Genomic DNA, 14,773 nt, shown 5'->3' on the forward strand with positions numbered 1-14,773 from the left:
AGTGATTAAAGCCAACCCCTTCCAACACCACTCTAGAGTATTTAGTAACTAATATACGAATTGAATTCCTTATTTGTTTCAATATTTATCCAATTACTATTCTCTGACTCGCGATTATTGAATAAGAGTTAAAGACGATTCTTCTACTAACCTGCCGCTTTAGTTCAATAAGAAAAATGAGCACCTAAGCAGCTCGATGCTCTTCAAGTAAAGCACCCGTAGTTGAACAAGATGAAAAAGCCCTTGGGCTGATTGGTCACATAGCAAAATAAACAAAACAATGCTATGAATCTTAAACAGCCCAAAAGCTTTTATTATTCGTCACCGTATAATCAATCCATTGTAATGAAGAGCCCTATTCGGGGTTCAATTCACTTAATAATAAATCGGTATTTTTTATTTGTCTTTAAATTTCAGCGTATACAAAATAGAAACTTTATTCTACGATAAAATTCTAGGTAATTTTATTTGAGAAATATTATTTCCTTTGTGTATGGATTAAAAACTAACTGGGTTTTTTTTGAATCTTTCATTGCAGTCATACGGTAGATTTCTTTACCAGTTTCTACTTGAGTAGAAGTTGTAGAATGACTGTCTATAACATCTACTTCCTCGTATCTTTGCTCTACTATTGCTTTTGCTTCTGCATAAGTATAACTCGGTTTGACAAATTCATATAACAAAGTGGTACTCCCGATTCCAATAATGAACCAAATGATCATTTTAAAGAGTATCTCTTTATCTTTTTTTTCACCAAAAGCTAAAAACAATATATAGCCACACGTTACTAAAAATAATGTTAGTATCGTTGGTAAAAAGTAGGAAAGGGAATTAATACGTTCGTATTCTTTCGTATCATAAAAAAAGTAGAACAGGCAGATACATGTCACTATGAAATAAATGATAAATGCGATTAAGCTTTTCTTCTCGATTACATTTTCCCCTTTCCTTATTTTATCTTACTGTCATGGTTTCGGAACCATGGATTACCTCTTAATCCTTCAATATATCGATATTGTCGATAAGCCATATCCGCTACTGGAGAAACTCTACGACCATTATACAAATAAGCGTTTTGACAATAGAACTTAAATAACCTTTCCTTATTCAACTAAACTGTCGCGTTAGTTCAAAAAAAGCTTTACTCCTTCTTGAAGTAAAGCAACCGTAAGTTTAATTGTTCAGATGTGCAGTGCCATATTCTACTAACCACTTATCGATAGCATCTTTTGAATAATAAACTTTATCAACAATTTTTATATAGGGAAGTACACTCGTGCTAGTAGGTGGTCCCCCAACAGGACCTAATTTTTTACTTTCCTCAACACTTAAACCTAAATACGATGCTAATTCTTCTTGTGTTAGTAATTTCTTTACCTCTTCTTTAACTTCATTTTCTTCCTGAACAGTTTGACTTGGATAGACATTTTTGTTGGCATTAGCTACTAACCAACTGCCTATTACAATAGATATTGCTAAACTAAAAATAGAAATTGATATTAAATTATTTTTCACTTATATCCCCTCATACTTCCTTGAACATTCTGAATTCTATTTACACAAACCTACCACATTAGTTATAAAAAAGTACCACCTGAAAACTTGAAGTAAAGCACCCCTTGTGTTGAATAATTACAGATATTAACTTATTCAACACAAGCGCAAAAAAAACTTTTTATTGAACTAACCTATGTACGTTACTTCAATCAGAAAACAGCTTTACTCCTTCCTGAAGTAAAGCACCCGTTAGTTGAATAAGGAACTCAATTCAAAGCACTCCGTTAATTTTACTCTCGCGGGTGAAACTACCATCTTTCCGATATATATAGAAAAATAGGAATAAAGTTAAAATAGTGCTAATAACCGTTATAAATGACCAAATTGAATCATGGACCATTATTTCTGTGAACGTATAGGTTAATATAACAGTAATTAGAAGAATTGTGGCTGAGCCTAAGATTGAGTTAATTTTTAATTTCTGAATAAGAAATTTTGAAATAAACCAACTAATACTGAAACAAACTAAAGGTATTATTGAGAAAGAAATAGGTAAAATTGAAGAATACCAAAACGATGAAAAGTTATCATCTTCCATACCAAATCTGTAAATATACTGTAAGTTTAAGATTGATAAGAATATTACGTTAAAAGTTATAATAAAAAAAACAAACTTCTTGAGTGTTTTCATTTTTCCTCCTCCATTTCGGCGAATCCTATGTATTATTCAACTAACCTGCGGCTTTAGTTCAATAAGAAAAAGCTGCCCTCAAAGCAGCCACTGTTTACTAAAGCACCCGTTAGTTTAAGAAAAACAGCGAAGTTTATAAAGTATTTTTAAGACGATGAAAAGATTTTGTTTGAGCAAATGCTTCAAATCCAATAGACTTGTAAAATTCATGTGTTTTAGGGGAAGTACAAACAACAACTGCCGTTTTTGCCCCCTTATCACGCAACGCATTGAGAGCAAGCTTACAGACTGAACTGGCTAACCCCATTCTCCTAAATCTCGGATCCGTTCCAACAGGTTCCAGTAACCCCACCTTGTTATCTTCATCAAACCAAATTAAACAAGATGCTACGAACTCACCATTTGGGGATTCTATTACCCAATCAAGAGAAGAATCATAAGGATAGGTATTCATAACGTTCAAGTAACTTTCTTCTGTGACTCTGGACCCATGAAATGCAGCCTTATGTACTGCCACACGATTTGTTAAATCCTCAGAACCCTTGATATGGCGACCTTTAAACTTATCTGGTAATTGAACAGGGAATGAACAACTATCCAATGAAATTTTTGTGAGGACTTCTGGATTTTCTGCTAATGGGTTGAATAAAGAATCTTCTAAGGCTGAAATAAAATGCGACTCCGTTTCTAGGACAGTCACTTTTTGCTCATTGGTTTTAGTTATTTTATCAAACCAGTCAATGACATCCTTGGCCATCTCAGGAAAATCAGGATCAACTTGACATATTAACTCACCAGGTTTTTGAATCCATCCCCAAGCAACGGGCTTCCCATCTATTTCCCAAATTGCAGTATCCCAATCAACCTCGCGTCCAGCGTGTCGGTGGCGTTGCCAAGCTAGATCGCCTATATGGTAATTAGGTTCCAGTGTCCATATAGCTTGTGTAAGTTTCTGCATTCGTTTTAAATCACTTGAATCTTTATAAGTTCGAATTACAGGTTTACTCATTTATTTAATTTCCTCGATTCTTCTTTGTATTTGTAACCATCTTTTCGATATTATTCCTAAGGCCTACCCCTTATATTTAATCATCTTAAACTAACCGCTATGACTATTCTTTTCCACTAAACTCTAAAATATTTAAACCCTCGGATGCTTCTGGTGCTTCAAAAAATTTAGCAACATGAATAAACGTCTCTTCCGTGTCAAAAGTTGCTCTTTCGGGTTGTTCGTTACGCCTTTGTGCAATTTGACGTAAGCATTGCTCATTATTTAAATTAAGGAAAATTAGTTGATGGTTTGCATTGACCTCTGACGCTATATCCAAAAACCATTTTCGCTGTTTTTGAGTGTTACCTGGAAAATCCATCACTACATTTGTACCAACACTTAATATGTTTTGGACATGCTTTTTCACCATCGGCTTGAGTTGTGCTGAGAATTTTAGGTAGTCCTCAAATGATGTAATCTGATTGGGATAAAGAGATGCAAGCCATTCATCCTCAGATAACAGTACTGCATGTTTTTCTATAGCCAATTGTTTTGATTTAGTTGATTTTCCTGCTCCCATTTTTCCACAGAAAAAGTATAGAGTCCCTATTTTTTTCATATTTTTATCCCCCGAGCTTATTTTATTGGTTATTGCCCCACCTTGTAAAATTATAATTTACAACCTAGATTATTAGTAATAGTAACTATCTTCTTTAAGTATGATTATTCAATATCTAAATTGGGGCTTTTCATTTAATTTATTTTTTTATTTTAGGATATAAAGAACCCCTATGACCTAGCTTATTTTAATCTTTATTCAAGAATATGGCTTGATTGTTGATTAATGAAAGTGCACCCAAAGCGTCGTTTGGTAACATTTCTTTACTTAGCGTTGTAAATCTTACTATAGTCCTTGTTGCACTAAACTGCTGCGTTAGTTCAATAAGAAAAAGCTACCCTTAAAGGCAGCCTCTTGTTCAACTAAAGCACCCGTTAGTTGAACAAAGAGGTCTATACTATCCCTCATTGGTAAAACTTACCCACCGTTCGACTGGTCCATCTATACTGATTACAAATAAACTACCATCTTTCTTATTGAGATAAATATCTTGATTATGTTGTACACCATCGCCTAATTTTGTTTGAGAACCTGTCAATTCAACCATTGACATACCAATCTCATGAATTTCTTGTCGTTGTACTATCCTCGCATTCACTAAACACATTTTTTCCTCCATAAAAAAATAGCCCAGCTTAAAACTGGACTACATTGTATAATATCTATCCTTCCTTCTATTTCTTTTAATCTATTGAATTATTACTTTTAAGTAATGCTAACTTAGCCTTAGAAGGTGTTTCGTACTCCAAAGGACCGTACATATGGACAAACAATCCGCCGCCTAAGCCGTATTCTCCTCCGAAAATATCTTTACGGAATGAATAGACACGGTACTCACCACCCGCTGGTAACACTTTTCCTCTAGAGCCATCTACCTTAAATGTTCCCATATCTCCGTAAAGTGTTACTTTACCAATCTGCCCTGCTTTAAGTTCCGTTTTACCCCACATTACTTTTGTGGATGAAGCTTCTGAAGTGATGCTGAACGTAAACATCGCTACTAAAGTAAATGCAATCGCTATTAACATATTTTTTTTCATTTTCTTACCTCTTTTCCCAATTAATAAATTAATTATAATATAAAAAAACTCTCTTTTATTAACTATTTCGATTCATTTCATATATACCTTCTTTTTAAACTAAACTGCTGCGTTAGTTTAAGTGAACACTTTCACAAGCCCTTAGTTTTAACATAAATATCCAATAAAAATTTATATAGGGAAACCTCTCCTTCGCAGTCATTAACGATTATCAACCTCTTTCTTTAACAGAGCCTAAAAATAAAGGGATCGCAACTGCAATCCCTTTCTCACTATTCACTATTCTTATTGAAGTAAAATATTTAAGGTATTTGTACGTGCTCAAAGTGTTCGACTATAGGAAATGGTTCATAGTAAGGATGAAGTAATTTTCGCCACACTTGATATTCGGTTGATCCTCTAAAGTCTACAGTATGACTTTCTAAGGTTTCCCACCTTACTAGCAACAGATATTTCCCTTTCACCTCCATACAACGCTGTAATTCGTGATTTATATAACCCTGCATAGTAGATATAATTTGAGATGCTTTGCGAAAGTCATCCTCATAGTTTTCTTCTTGTCCTGGTTTAACGTGAATCATTACAGCTTCTAATATCATGTGATCCCACCTTTTTTAATCTTATATAATGCGTTCTAATTTCTTTAATAAACTACTTAAAGAAATTTGTGACATCGATTCTATTCGCTCATCAAAGTCCTCAAATTTCAAATTTTTCGTAACTGCATTTGGAACAATGATACAACGAATTCCTGCTTGCTTAGCCGCACTTAATCCATTTAAGGAATCTTCAAATACAACTGTTTCCTTTGAAGTTAAATCTAAATCTCTAAGTGTTTTGATGTATAATTCTGGATCTGGTTTAATATTTTTTACATCATCTTTAGTATTGATCACTTCAAAGTAATCTATTATGTTAAGTTGTTCCAAGTAGCTTTGAACCCACTGCTTTGAGGAGCTTGAAGCTAATGCTATCTTCAAGTTATATTGTTTGGCCTCCTCTAAATATTCTTTTACACCTTCTCTGAGCACTGGAGCTCTCATCATGCTTGTGTATCTTGCTGCTGCAAGCTCTTCTAACAATTCACATTCAACTGCATCACCTGCAATTTTTCGAAAGTAACTGTATAAAACATCATTTCCAGTGCCTATACATTCGGAATATCCTGCTAAATCTAAGTCTACTTGATAGCGCTCATAAAAAACCTCTCTGAATGCTTCATACCATATAGTTTCCGTATCCACTAGTAACCCATCAAAATCAAATATAACTGCTTTAATCATTCCCAATACTCCTATTCAATCAATTATTTTTTTAAAAAAACTCGTAAAGTCCCCCATCAAAATAATCAAATTCTTCTTTCGATAATCTCAATAATGTATAACCTTTATAGAATGCATTTAAAAATGACTTATCATATATAAAGGAGCGAATGGCAAGTGCCACATCATATCTTGGGTCGCCATAAGCTACTCCGGACAAATCTATAAACGTTTCGACAGAATTGTCTGCGACTAAAACATTATCTATTGTACAATCTCCATGAATAAGCGTTTGAGGTATAGCTCTAGGTTTGTGTTCTAGGAGACTATCTAATAATTGCGGGTTTCCATCCACCTCATAGTGTTGTAAATTGTATGCAGCCTTTTTCAGTTGTATATCTAACCAACTTATCTGATGGTCCCATTCAGGTGGTAGGGAAGTTTCATGCAATTTCTTTAACTTTTCACCAAAGCTTTGAATGAGTTTCACTTGTTCCTCATTTGTTTTAACAGCTAACAATGCCTCTCTTAAAGGAACCCCTTCTTCCATACTCATGAGCAGGTAACTATTACCCACGTCTTCCATATAATCGTAAAAAGTTGGTATAGGTAGGGAAGTATTAGTATTCAGTTCTTTCATAACTTTCGCTTCCTCTAATAGCCATGTCTTATACTGTGGTAAAGAGGAGCGTTTACAAACATATTTCCCTTGATCGGTATGAAGAAAAACTACTTCAGAAGTTGCTCCCTGCCTTGCTGGATAAGAAACTTTTTGAATATTGCCGATGATTGTCTCAAATTGCTTGGGCAATGCTTTATGTATATACTCTTTCAATTTTTGCACCTCCTTTAAACTGTTTCTTTTATATGGATATTCTTCATCCGCACCACAGAATCCTTTTATATACAAATATTATGTAATAATTAGTTGTACATAAAACTTGAAATGTCTACCCAAAAAGTTGAATTGCGACAATAATCATGTCAAAAGTTATATAAATTGTGACATTATTGTGAAATGTATGTTACATTCCGTGTTCCGACAATATTTGCAAATTCTATATTATACAATAAGCAGGTTGCTACATTACCTACTAGATATACACTCATGAAATGAAGCTAAATATACATTACGGAGGAAGAATTATTGTGAACAGTCATTTGCAACAAAAATTATTATTGCTACGAATTGAACAAAAGAAACAGGATATGTATAGAAAGGCAAAGAGTCTTGGATTTACTCATCCTATTGTTGTTACTTGCAGTCAAGAACTTGATGAACTACTAAATAGATATCAACGTAAAGTTTCTTGAATTGTATAAGTTAGGTACCTAACTTAGTTATTTTTGCTGCGATGAAACACACCGCAGCACGAAATGAAAAACCGATTTCTCCATTTTAAGTGGGAAATCGGTTTTTTTTGTTATTTTTTGGTGAAATATTTTTTCCCTACTGTTTCGACAATGGACGGTGCTAAAGCGTACAGTTTACTGGTGAAACTCATGTAAGAGGGAAGATCCACCTCTCTCACAGGTTTTTCAATTACTCGTTCAATAGAAGATACTACCTTGTCCGGAGCTAAAAGGTGTTTTCTCACGCTATTTCTATAATTACCCGTTTTATCTGCCAAATCGAGAAAGGGCGTATCTATAGGTCCAGGATTAATAGTCGTAACTACCACGCCAAATCCCTTCAGTTCCATGCGTACAGCATTTGCAAATCCGATTATAGCATGTTTAGATGCCGCATACACAGATGCTTTAGGAGTTGCTACTTTACCTGCTTGAGATGCAACAAATATAAAGTGTCCACTCCCTCGAAGTTTCATCTTTTCTGCAAAGTATTTTGTTAACTTCATAGGAGCCAATACATTTACCTGCAACATTTTTTCCATTTCTCGTTCATCCATATCCAATAAATATGAAAAAGTACCAATACCAGCACAGTGAATTATGGTGTCGGGGGTCCCCACATCTTGAAAGAGAGAGTCAAATGATTGGTCGACCGTTAAGTCCGCTTCAATTGTATGAATTCCATTTTCAGCTAGATTTTTTAACACGTTGGCATTTCTTCCAGTAGCCCATACTTCATGTCCAGCTTCGTGTAGATTATTAGCTAGCATTAGTCCAACTCCACTTGTAGCTCCAGTTATTAAGATTTTTTTAGCTTTGTTCATATAGCAAAATTCCTTTATCGTTTCGGTTAACAGTTATAAGTTTTTCCTCGATTAAATAATCTATTTGTCCAATCGTCTCGGAAAGCGTTAAACCCAGTTCTTTTTCATATACCTTAGGAAAGAGTTGTTTCGTCAATTCAAAAATGGTTTTTTCACCAGCACTCATCATATCTAGTACTTTAAGTGCTCGTTCTTTTTGTTTTTCGAGTCTATATGCTACAAGCTCCTGAATATTATATACTTCGTTGCCATGACCGCTATATACTTTTTCGATTGGTAGCTGTTGAATTTTTTTCAGCGAGGCATTATATTGTAACATCGATTTTGGACGCTCATCATTTGCATTTAATGGTGGCTCAATTAAAGGATTAGACGAAATTTTCTCGAGAATAAGATCTCCACCTATAAGCACTTTTGTACGTTCAGACCAAAATGCTAAATGACTCTGAGCATGGCCTAACGTTTCCAGCACTTCAATATCTGGATGTCCGGGCAAAATATCTCCCTCATACAAATATGTATCAATTGAACGGCTTCCTAAGAGATTTAATGGTCTCCTCATCTTCTCGACCCATTTAAAATATTCCTCTGGAACTCCTTCTTCTTTTAAGCATTGTAGATAAAAATGATCATGATATTGTAAAAATTCTTCATCTCTTGTCATCCATACTTGGTTGTATTCATGACCTAAAATAGTTGCTTTTTCAAAAGCATCTGTCCATCCCGCATGATCCGGGTGATGATGTGTTAAAACAACCTGTTCAATATCGACCAGTTCATAGCCTGCCTCTTTAATCCCATGTGTTAATGCTATTAATGCTTCTTCTGTTTTTGGTCCAGCGTCAATTAGGGTTAAAACATCCCCTTTAACTAAATATGCGTTTACATCCCCTACCGCAAAAGGTGTAGGAATTATTATTTTATGTATCATCAGAATTCTCCTTAATGAATAGTCATTCATTACATTGTACCTTTATTTGTACAAGTCGTCACGAAAATATGGTTGACTTTATAAGAGAAGATGCATATAATTTCATTAATTCAGAATATAAAAGCTAAGATGAAGATTAGTACATATATGATGGAGTTAAGAGAGTGAAATGTCTGCTGAAAATTTCACCTCCCGCTCGTATATAGAACCTACTTCGGAGCTACTATGTAAACATGGTCGTACCTTCTCGATACGAAGGATTAAGTTGTGCTGAGTATTTACAGCAAATTTAGGTGGTACCGCGGAAAACAAGTGTTTTCGTCCTTATTATATATGGGACGAGAGCGCTTTTTTATTTTGCCTATTGCGTAACATTCAAAGGAAACAGATTTTACAAAAGGGAGGAAATTATATGACGAAGATTGTATTTGTTGGTGCGGGGGCAATGGCAGAAGCCATTATAAATGGTTTAACAAAAAGTAATAAAATTTCACCGACATCCATTCACGTCACGAATAAATCAGATGTAAACCAACTTAACTATTTAAAACAGACGTACAATGTACAGATCTTATGTGAACAGAAAGAAGCGTTAACTAAAGCTAATATTGTTTTTTTAGCGATGAAACCAAAGGATGCACAGGAGGCATTAACTAGTCTGGCACCATATCTCAACAAAGATGCAACGATTATTTCAGTTATTGCTGGGATTAATATTCAAACCATTATAAATGCTTTAGGTAATAGACCAGTTGCACGAGTTATGCCTAATACTTCAGCAGCAGTTGGAATGAGTGCATCTGCTTTATGCTGGAACGAGCTTATAACGGATGAATCTAAATTACTAATAATCGATTTGTTAGAGTCAATTGGTTCGGTAAAAGTCGTAGAAGAGGACGATTTACATGTTGTCACTGCACTTTCTGGTAGTGGTCCAGCTTACTTCTATTACTTTGCTGAACAGTTTGAGTCTGCTGCTGTTCAGCATGGCTTAGATTCAGGCGATGCTCGTCAATTATTTATACAAACAATGGAAGGTGCTGCACAAATGCTCAAAAAAGGTGATGTAGAACCAAGTGAACTACGCAGAAGAGTGACAAGTCCAGGTGGAACGACAGAAGCTGGTCTGGAACAGCTAATGGAGCACAAAGTGAGTGAAGCTATATTTGCTTGTATCCATGCTGCAGAAAACAGATCTCGAGAGATCGGGAAAATATTCGAAACGTAATATACAGGTATAAAGGATGTCGATAACATGGATAATTCATATTTTGTTGGTTGGGGTACTTTAGCTTTTATCAATGCAGGTATTGCCCAAGGTAAAAATAGAAGTGGACTAAACTGGTTCATCTTGTCCTTAATAATTGGACCTATCGCTACAGTAAGTTTAGTTATAATAGAGAAAAAAAGAGATCCTAGTGAATAATTCACATTCGGATTCTCTTTTTTTATTTGCATTTAGTTAATAAACCATTTACGAAACTATATTCAGCAAGGTCTTCAGAAATATAGATTGGAAAAGGATAATGTTTCACTTGAGTAAGCATATTGCTTAAGTCAGAGGACAGGAATCTTGCACTAATATGATTTACGACTAAATTTTTAGCGTCCGCATTCTGACAAACCTCTGCAGCATCAACTATCGTGGAATGACCATAAAGCCTTGCAAGCTCAGCGGTTTCAATGTCGAAAGTTCCTTCATGAACGACAATGTCTGCTTTCTCACTTAACTGTATCGAGTTTTCACAATACTTTGTGTCTCCTAATATTGTGACTTTAAAACCTTCTCTTACTTCTCCTGTTACTTCCTCACTTTTGACTATAGTCCCATTGGAAAGTACTACATCATTTCCCTCTTTTAATTGTCTTAATAATGGACCTCTTGGAACTCCCAAAGCATCTGTTTTCTCTATATAAAGCTCTGGAGCAAGCGCTTTTTGTTTAACAGAATACCCGTAGCAAGGCATTACATGTTCGAGTAGTTTAGCTTCGACAATAAATTGCTCGTCTTCGAAAACGATACCCTCTTCTATTTCAATTATGGTAAGCGGATACTTTACATGCGTTTTAGATACAGCAAGCGTTACGTCAATCCAATTCTTTAACCCTGTAGGTCCATAGATTGTAAGTGGCTCGTCCCCACCCAAAAAAGAACGAGATCCAAGCAAACCAGGAAGCCCATATATATGATCTCCATGTAAATGTGTAATAAATAATTTTTCGAGTTTACGAGGTTTTAGTGTCGTATGCAAAATTTGGTGCTGAGTGGCTTCTCCACAATCGAACATCCAAAAAGTACCTCTCTCCTCTAGTAATTTCAAAACAGTAGATGTCGTATTACGCTGTTTTGACGGCATTCCTGCTCCAGTTCCTAAAAATAACAATTGCATATTTGCTCACTTCCTTAACTATTTTGGACATATTCTAAATTATAGATTCTATATTTATTTTGTTGTGAAAACATCTTAAAATTGACCATTTTTAAGTTTTACTTGTCTACTATAAATGATTAGATTTACTTACGACTAATATTAGACATTAAGTAATTTATATAGTTAGTCTACCTCTAAATTGCATGTATGTAAAAAGCAAAACTGCAAACAATAACTAAACAACTAAAAGGGGCGTCCAAAGCTTATGAAATTAGAGACATTGATAAAGCCATTAGGCATTCACATAAGTCAAGAAGACGAGTCCGTTGAAATACAAGGCTTGGCTTTTAATTCTTCTGAAGTAGAGAAAAATTTTATATTTGTTGCGATACCGGGAACTCAGACAGATGGACATATGTATATCGAAGATGCAATTTTAAATGGGGCATGTGTAGTCATTGGCGAAGAAAATCTTACCTCTGTTGGAGTTCCCTATATTCGAGTGCCCAATGCACGGAAAACACTCGGATTAGTAGCTCAAATCTTTTATGGTAATCCAACTCAACATAAAATTATGATTGGAATTACTGGTACAAATGGAAAAACAACTACATCCTTTATGCTTAAACATATTTTGGAATCAGTAGGAATATCATGTGCATTATTCGGTAGTGTTTCGACAATTATAAATGGAGTTGAGCAGGAGTCCTACCACACAACTACGGATGCAGTTACCCTAAACAAGCTATTAGCTACTTGTCATGACAGTGTTGTCATTATGGAAGTTTCCTCCCACGGTTTGGTCCAATCTCGCGTCGAGGGTCTTCGATTTGATGTTTGTATTTTTACGAATTTAGAACATGAGCATTTAGACTATCATAAAACAATGGAATCCTATTTCGAAGCGAAGCAATCTCTATTTGAATATTTAAAACCAAACGGAATTGCTGTTATTAATTCTAATACTTCCTGGGGTGAACGTCTTTGTTCTTTTGTAAACACTTTAAACAAAGAAGTTATCAAAATAAATGGGACAAATCCCACATACATGGTGAATGAAGAAGAACTGATATCCCTTGACGCTCCAATACAGTCATATTCGCTTAGGAGTCGCATGAAAGGTAAACATAACTTAGAAAATGCTTCGCTTGCTTTTTCAACTGCAATCTCCCTAAATATAGACCCGTTAAATATTGAGCGTGCGTTAGAAAGTTTTGGTGGAGTACCAGGTAGATTTGAGCTATTTGAACATCCAGCTGGGGCAACATGCATTGTAGATTATGCCCACACAACAAATGCCTTTTCTCATATCTTAGAAGCTGCTCGTTTATATAACCCCCAAAGAATTATACATATTTTTGGGTTTAGGGGAGATAGAGACGTACAAAAAAGAAAAAGTATGGTAGAAGTCTCTTTGGAGAAATGTGAAACATGTATTTTAACTTTTGATGATTTGAATGGAGTACCATCAGAACAGATGATTCGAGATTTGAACGCATTAGATCCGATGAATAGATGTATTATTATTCCTGATCGAACTTTAGCAATACAGTATGCTTGGGAAAAAGCTCAAAATAATGACCTTATCGTAATTACCGGGAAAGGCATTGAAAATTATCAGAATAGCTTCAGCTTACCTACTGCTTCAGACATTCACACCTTGCATTATTTGAACGATTCATTGGCTATTCAAAATGAGCATTATCAATCATTATGATCATCTAAGAAGTCTTTGCTGAAACTTGTTTTAGATTCCAGTGAAGGCTTCTTTTTTACTTTCATTCCACGCTTAATACTATCTTCCCCAAACTTACCTTGCAGTTGCTCCACAAGTTTTAAAATTGGCTCTTCTTTAGCATGTTCTTCAAAGTTAAAAATAGAAAGCTGCTCTACAGATTCTCCCTTATCGTATACATTGTTTACAGTTACTCCTAGTAGACGAATAGGATCTCCATTCCAAGAAGCATTGAATAGTTCTAATGCCAATTGGTATATTTCTTGTTCCTTGTATAAGCGACTAGTTAATGTCTTACTTTTAGTTTTGTTTTTCCAATTAGCATCCCGTATATGTATTGTAATAGAACGTCCAGCTAGATTTTTGGCATCAAGCCTCGCAGCCACTTTTTTCGATAATCGTACAAATACCTTTTCCAGTTCTTCTATATTCGATTCATCATAAGGTAATGTTGTTGAATTCCCTACACTCTTCGTGTCATATATAGATTCAGGATCTACTGCCCTGTTATCAATACCATTTGCACGATTTAGTAGTCGAACACCATTTTTTCCGAGTTTTTCTTTTAGTAAATTAGGATTTGCATTAGCTAAATCTCCGATCGATTTAATACCAATCGATTCTAATTTTCTAGCAGTACTCTCCCCTATTCCATGCATATCTATTACCGGTAGGGGCCATAGGATTTCATTTACCTGTCTTTTTCGCAAAACAGTTATACCCATCGGTTTTTTGATATTGGATGCAGTTTTAGCAAGAAATTTGTTAGGAGCAATTCCGATTGAACTAGGTAAATCCAGTTCACGTAATATGCGATCCTGAATAGATTTGGCAAAGCCGATTGCATCATTGTTCATATCCAATTCTGTTACATCCATATACCCTTCATCGATTGATACTGGTTCTACTAAGTGTGTGTAGGATCTTAATATCTCGAACATGGCTTTTGAAGCGATTCGGTAAATTTCAAAATTAGGAGGTAACAAAATTAGTTCTGGACATTTTCGTTTTGCCTCCCAAACGGACATTGTAGTATATACACCTTTTGCCCTTGCCTCATAGGAGCATGTAACAAGTATGCCACGTCTTTCTTTAGGATTACCGGCTATAGCAATAGCCTTTCCTTTTAAAGAGGGGTTATGTGCTTGCTCAACAGAAGCATAAAAGCTATTCATATCTAGGTGAAAGATAATTCTATGTTTTCCGGACAAGTTAGCCCCCCTCCTTCCTTTTTTCTTGTATTAAAGAATAAATTTCATTGCTCTACACACCAGATTTAAGTATAGAAACTAATATACTCTTTAAGGAATGAAGTGTAGAGCGCCGACTTCGGCGGGAAAGCGTCCGTCCGAAACGAAAATTAGAAGTTAGAGGATTCTTCAATCCTCAAAACCCTTAAAACACTGGATTAAATTTTACACTTATACTCTCAAAAAAGGTAGCTATATAAGCTACCTC

General features: G+C 35.1%; 17 protein-coding genes and 1 other annotated feature. Of the genes, 4 read left to right on the plus strand and 13 right to left on the minus strand.

Going from position 1 to position 14,773, the window contains the following annotated elements; all coding sequences use genetic code 11:
• Positions 1 to 464: 464 nt before the first annotated feature.
• From MHI40_RS08965 to MHI40_RS09005, 9 genes are all read right to left on the minus strand, one after another.
• Positions 465 to 890, minus strand: coding sequence for a hypothetical protein (locus MHI40_RS08965; protein WP_340762338.1), 426 nt, complete (start codon positions 888 to 890; stop codon positions 465 to 467).
• 283 nt (positions 891 to 1,173) lie between these two features.
• Positions 1,174 to 1,515, minus strand: coding sequence for a DNA-binding protein (locus MHI40_RS08970; protein WP_340762339.1), 342 nt, complete (start codon positions 1,513 to 1,515; stop codon positions 1,174 to 1,176).
• A gap of 806 nt (positions 1,516 to 2,321) precedes the next feature.
• Positions 2,322 to 3,197, minus strand: coding sequence for a GNAT family N-acetyltransferase (locus tag MHI40_RS08975; protein ID WP_340762340.1), 876 nt, complete (start codon positions 3,195 to 3,197; stop codon positions 2,322 to 2,324).
• A gap of 103 nt (positions 3,198 to 3,300) precedes the next feature.
• Positions 3,301 to 3,798 (minus strand): AAA family ATPase, encoded by a 498-nt coding sequence (locus MHI40_RS08980; RefSeq protein WP_340762342.1) that lies wholly within the window; start codon positions 3,796 to 3,798, stop codon positions 3,301 to 3,303.
• Between the two features lie 397 nt (positions 3,799 to 4,195).
• On the minus strand, positions 4,196 to 4,405 hold the full coding sequence (locus tag MHI40_RS08985; protein WP_340762343.1) for a hypothetical protein: 210 nt from the start codon (positions 4,403 to 4,405) through the stop codon (positions 4,196 to 4,198).
• 76 nt (positions 4,406 to 4,481) lie between these two features.
• Positions 4,482 to 4,838: a hypothetical protein gene (locus tag MHI40_RS08990; protein WP_340762344.1), complete on the minus strand. Its 357-nt coding sequence runs from the start codon at positions 4,836 to 4,838 to the stop codon at positions 4,482 to 4,484.
• 302 nt (positions 4,839 to 5,140) lie between these two features.
• Positions 5,141 to 5,437: an antibiotic biosynthesis monooxygenase family protein gene (locus tag MHI40_RS08995; RefSeq protein ID WP_093534071.1), complete on the minus strand. Its 297-nt coding sequence runs from the start codon at positions 5,435 to 5,437 to the stop codon at positions 5,141 to 5,143.
• A 21-nt stretch (positions 5,438 to 5,458) separates the two neighbouring features.
• Complete coding sequence (locus tag MHI40_RS09000; protein WP_340762345.1) at positions 5,459 to 6,121, minus strand: HAD family hydrolase; 663 nt, start codon at positions 6,119 to 6,121, stop codon at positions 5,459 to 5,461.
• Positions 6,122 to 6,152: 31 nt separating this feature from the next.
• Entirely contained in the window at positions 6,153 to 6,935 is a 783-nt protein-coding gene (locus tag MHI40_RS09005; protein ID WP_340762346.1) for an aminoglycoside phosphotransferase family protein, read from the minus strand.
• A gap of 278 nt (positions 6,936 to 7,213) precedes the next feature.
• On the opposite strand from MHI40_RS09005, the gene MHI40_RS09010 reads away from it, so the two are divergent.
• Positions 7,214 to 7,414 (plus strand): aspartyl-phosphate phosphatase Spo0E family protein, encoded by a 201-nt coding sequence (locus MHI40_RS09010; RefSeq protein ID WP_175496146.1) that lies wholly within the window; start codon positions 7,214 to 7,216, stop codon positions 7,412 to 7,414.
• A 110-nt stretch (positions 7,415 to 7,524) separates the two neighbouring features.
• Here the strand turns inward: MHI40_RS09010 and MHI40_RS09015 are convergent, their stop codons facing one another.
• Entirely contained in the window at positions 7,525 to 8,277 is a 753-nt protein-coding gene (locus MHI40_RS09015) for an SDR family NAD(P)-dependent oxidoreductase (RefSeq protein WP_340762347.1), read from the minus strand.
• Complete coding sequence (locus tag MHI40_RS09020) at positions 8,264 to 9,208, minus strand: MBL fold metallo-hydrolase (RefSeq protein WP_340762348.1); 945 nt, start codon at positions 9,206 to 9,208, stop codon at positions 8,264 to 8,266. The genes MHI40_RS09015 and MHI40_RS09020 overlap by 14 nt, the downstream gene beginning before the upstream one ends.
• 117 nt (positions 9,209 to 9,325) lie before the next feature.
• Positions 9,326 to 9,537: a binding site (T-box leader), on the plus strand.
• Between the two features lie 83 nt (positions 9,538 to 9,620).
• Here MHI40_RS09020 and proC point away from each other — a divergent pair.
• Together proC and MHI40_RS09030 are read left to right on the plus strand one after the other, a co-directional pair.
• Positions 9,621 to 10,436, plus strand: a complete 816-nt coding sequence (proC, locus tag MHI40_RS09025; protein WP_093534063.1) for a pyrroline-5-carboxylate reductase — start codon at positions 9,621 to 9,623, stop codon at positions 10,434 to 10,436.
• Between the two features lie 27 nt (positions 10,437 to 10,463).
• On the plus strand, positions 10,464 to 10,634 hold the full coding sequence (locus MHI40_RS09030; RefSeq protein WP_175496144.1) for a hypothetical protein: 171 nt from the start codon (positions 10,464 to 10,466) through the stop codon (positions 10,632 to 10,634).
• A gap of 22 nt (positions 10,635 to 10,656) precedes the next feature.
• Here MHI40_RS09030 and rnz read toward each other — a convergent pair whose 3' ends face one another.
• Positions 10,657 to 11,598 carry a ribonuclease Z gene (rnz, locus tag MHI40_RS09035; RefSeq protein ID WP_340762349.1) on the minus strand — a complete coding sequence of 314 codons (942 nt, stop codon included), beginning with the start codon at positions 11,596 to 11,598 and terminating at the stop codon, positions 10,657 to 10,659.
• Between the two features lie 247 nt (positions 11,599 to 11,845).
• Here rnz and MHI40_RS09040 point away from each other — a divergent pair, with 247 nt between their 5' ends.
• The gene (locus tag MHI40_RS09040) at positions 11,846 to 13,297 is read left to right on the plus strand and encodes a UDP-N-acetylmuramoyl-L-alanyl-D-glutamate--2,6-diaminopimelate ligase (protein WP_340762350.1); all 1,452 of its coding nucleotides are present in this window, start codon (positions 11,846 to 11,848) and stop codon (positions 13,295 to 13,297) included.
• Here MHI40_RS09040 and MHI40_RS09045 read toward each other — a convergent pair.
• Complete coding sequence (locus tag MHI40_RS09045; protein WP_340762351.1) at positions 13,285 to 14,526, minus strand: DNA polymerase IV; 1,242 nt, start codon at positions 14,524 to 14,526, stop codon at positions 13,285 to 13,287. The genes MHI40_RS09040 and MHI40_RS09045 overlap by 13 nt on opposite strands.
• Between the last annotated feature and the right edge of the window lie 247 nt (positions 14,527 to 14,773).

The organism is Psychrobacillus sp. FSL H8-0510 (genome assembly GCF_038008345.1).
GTDB lineage: Bacteria > Bacillota > Bacilli > Bacillales_A > Planococcaceae > Psychrobacillus > Psychrobacillus psychrotolerans.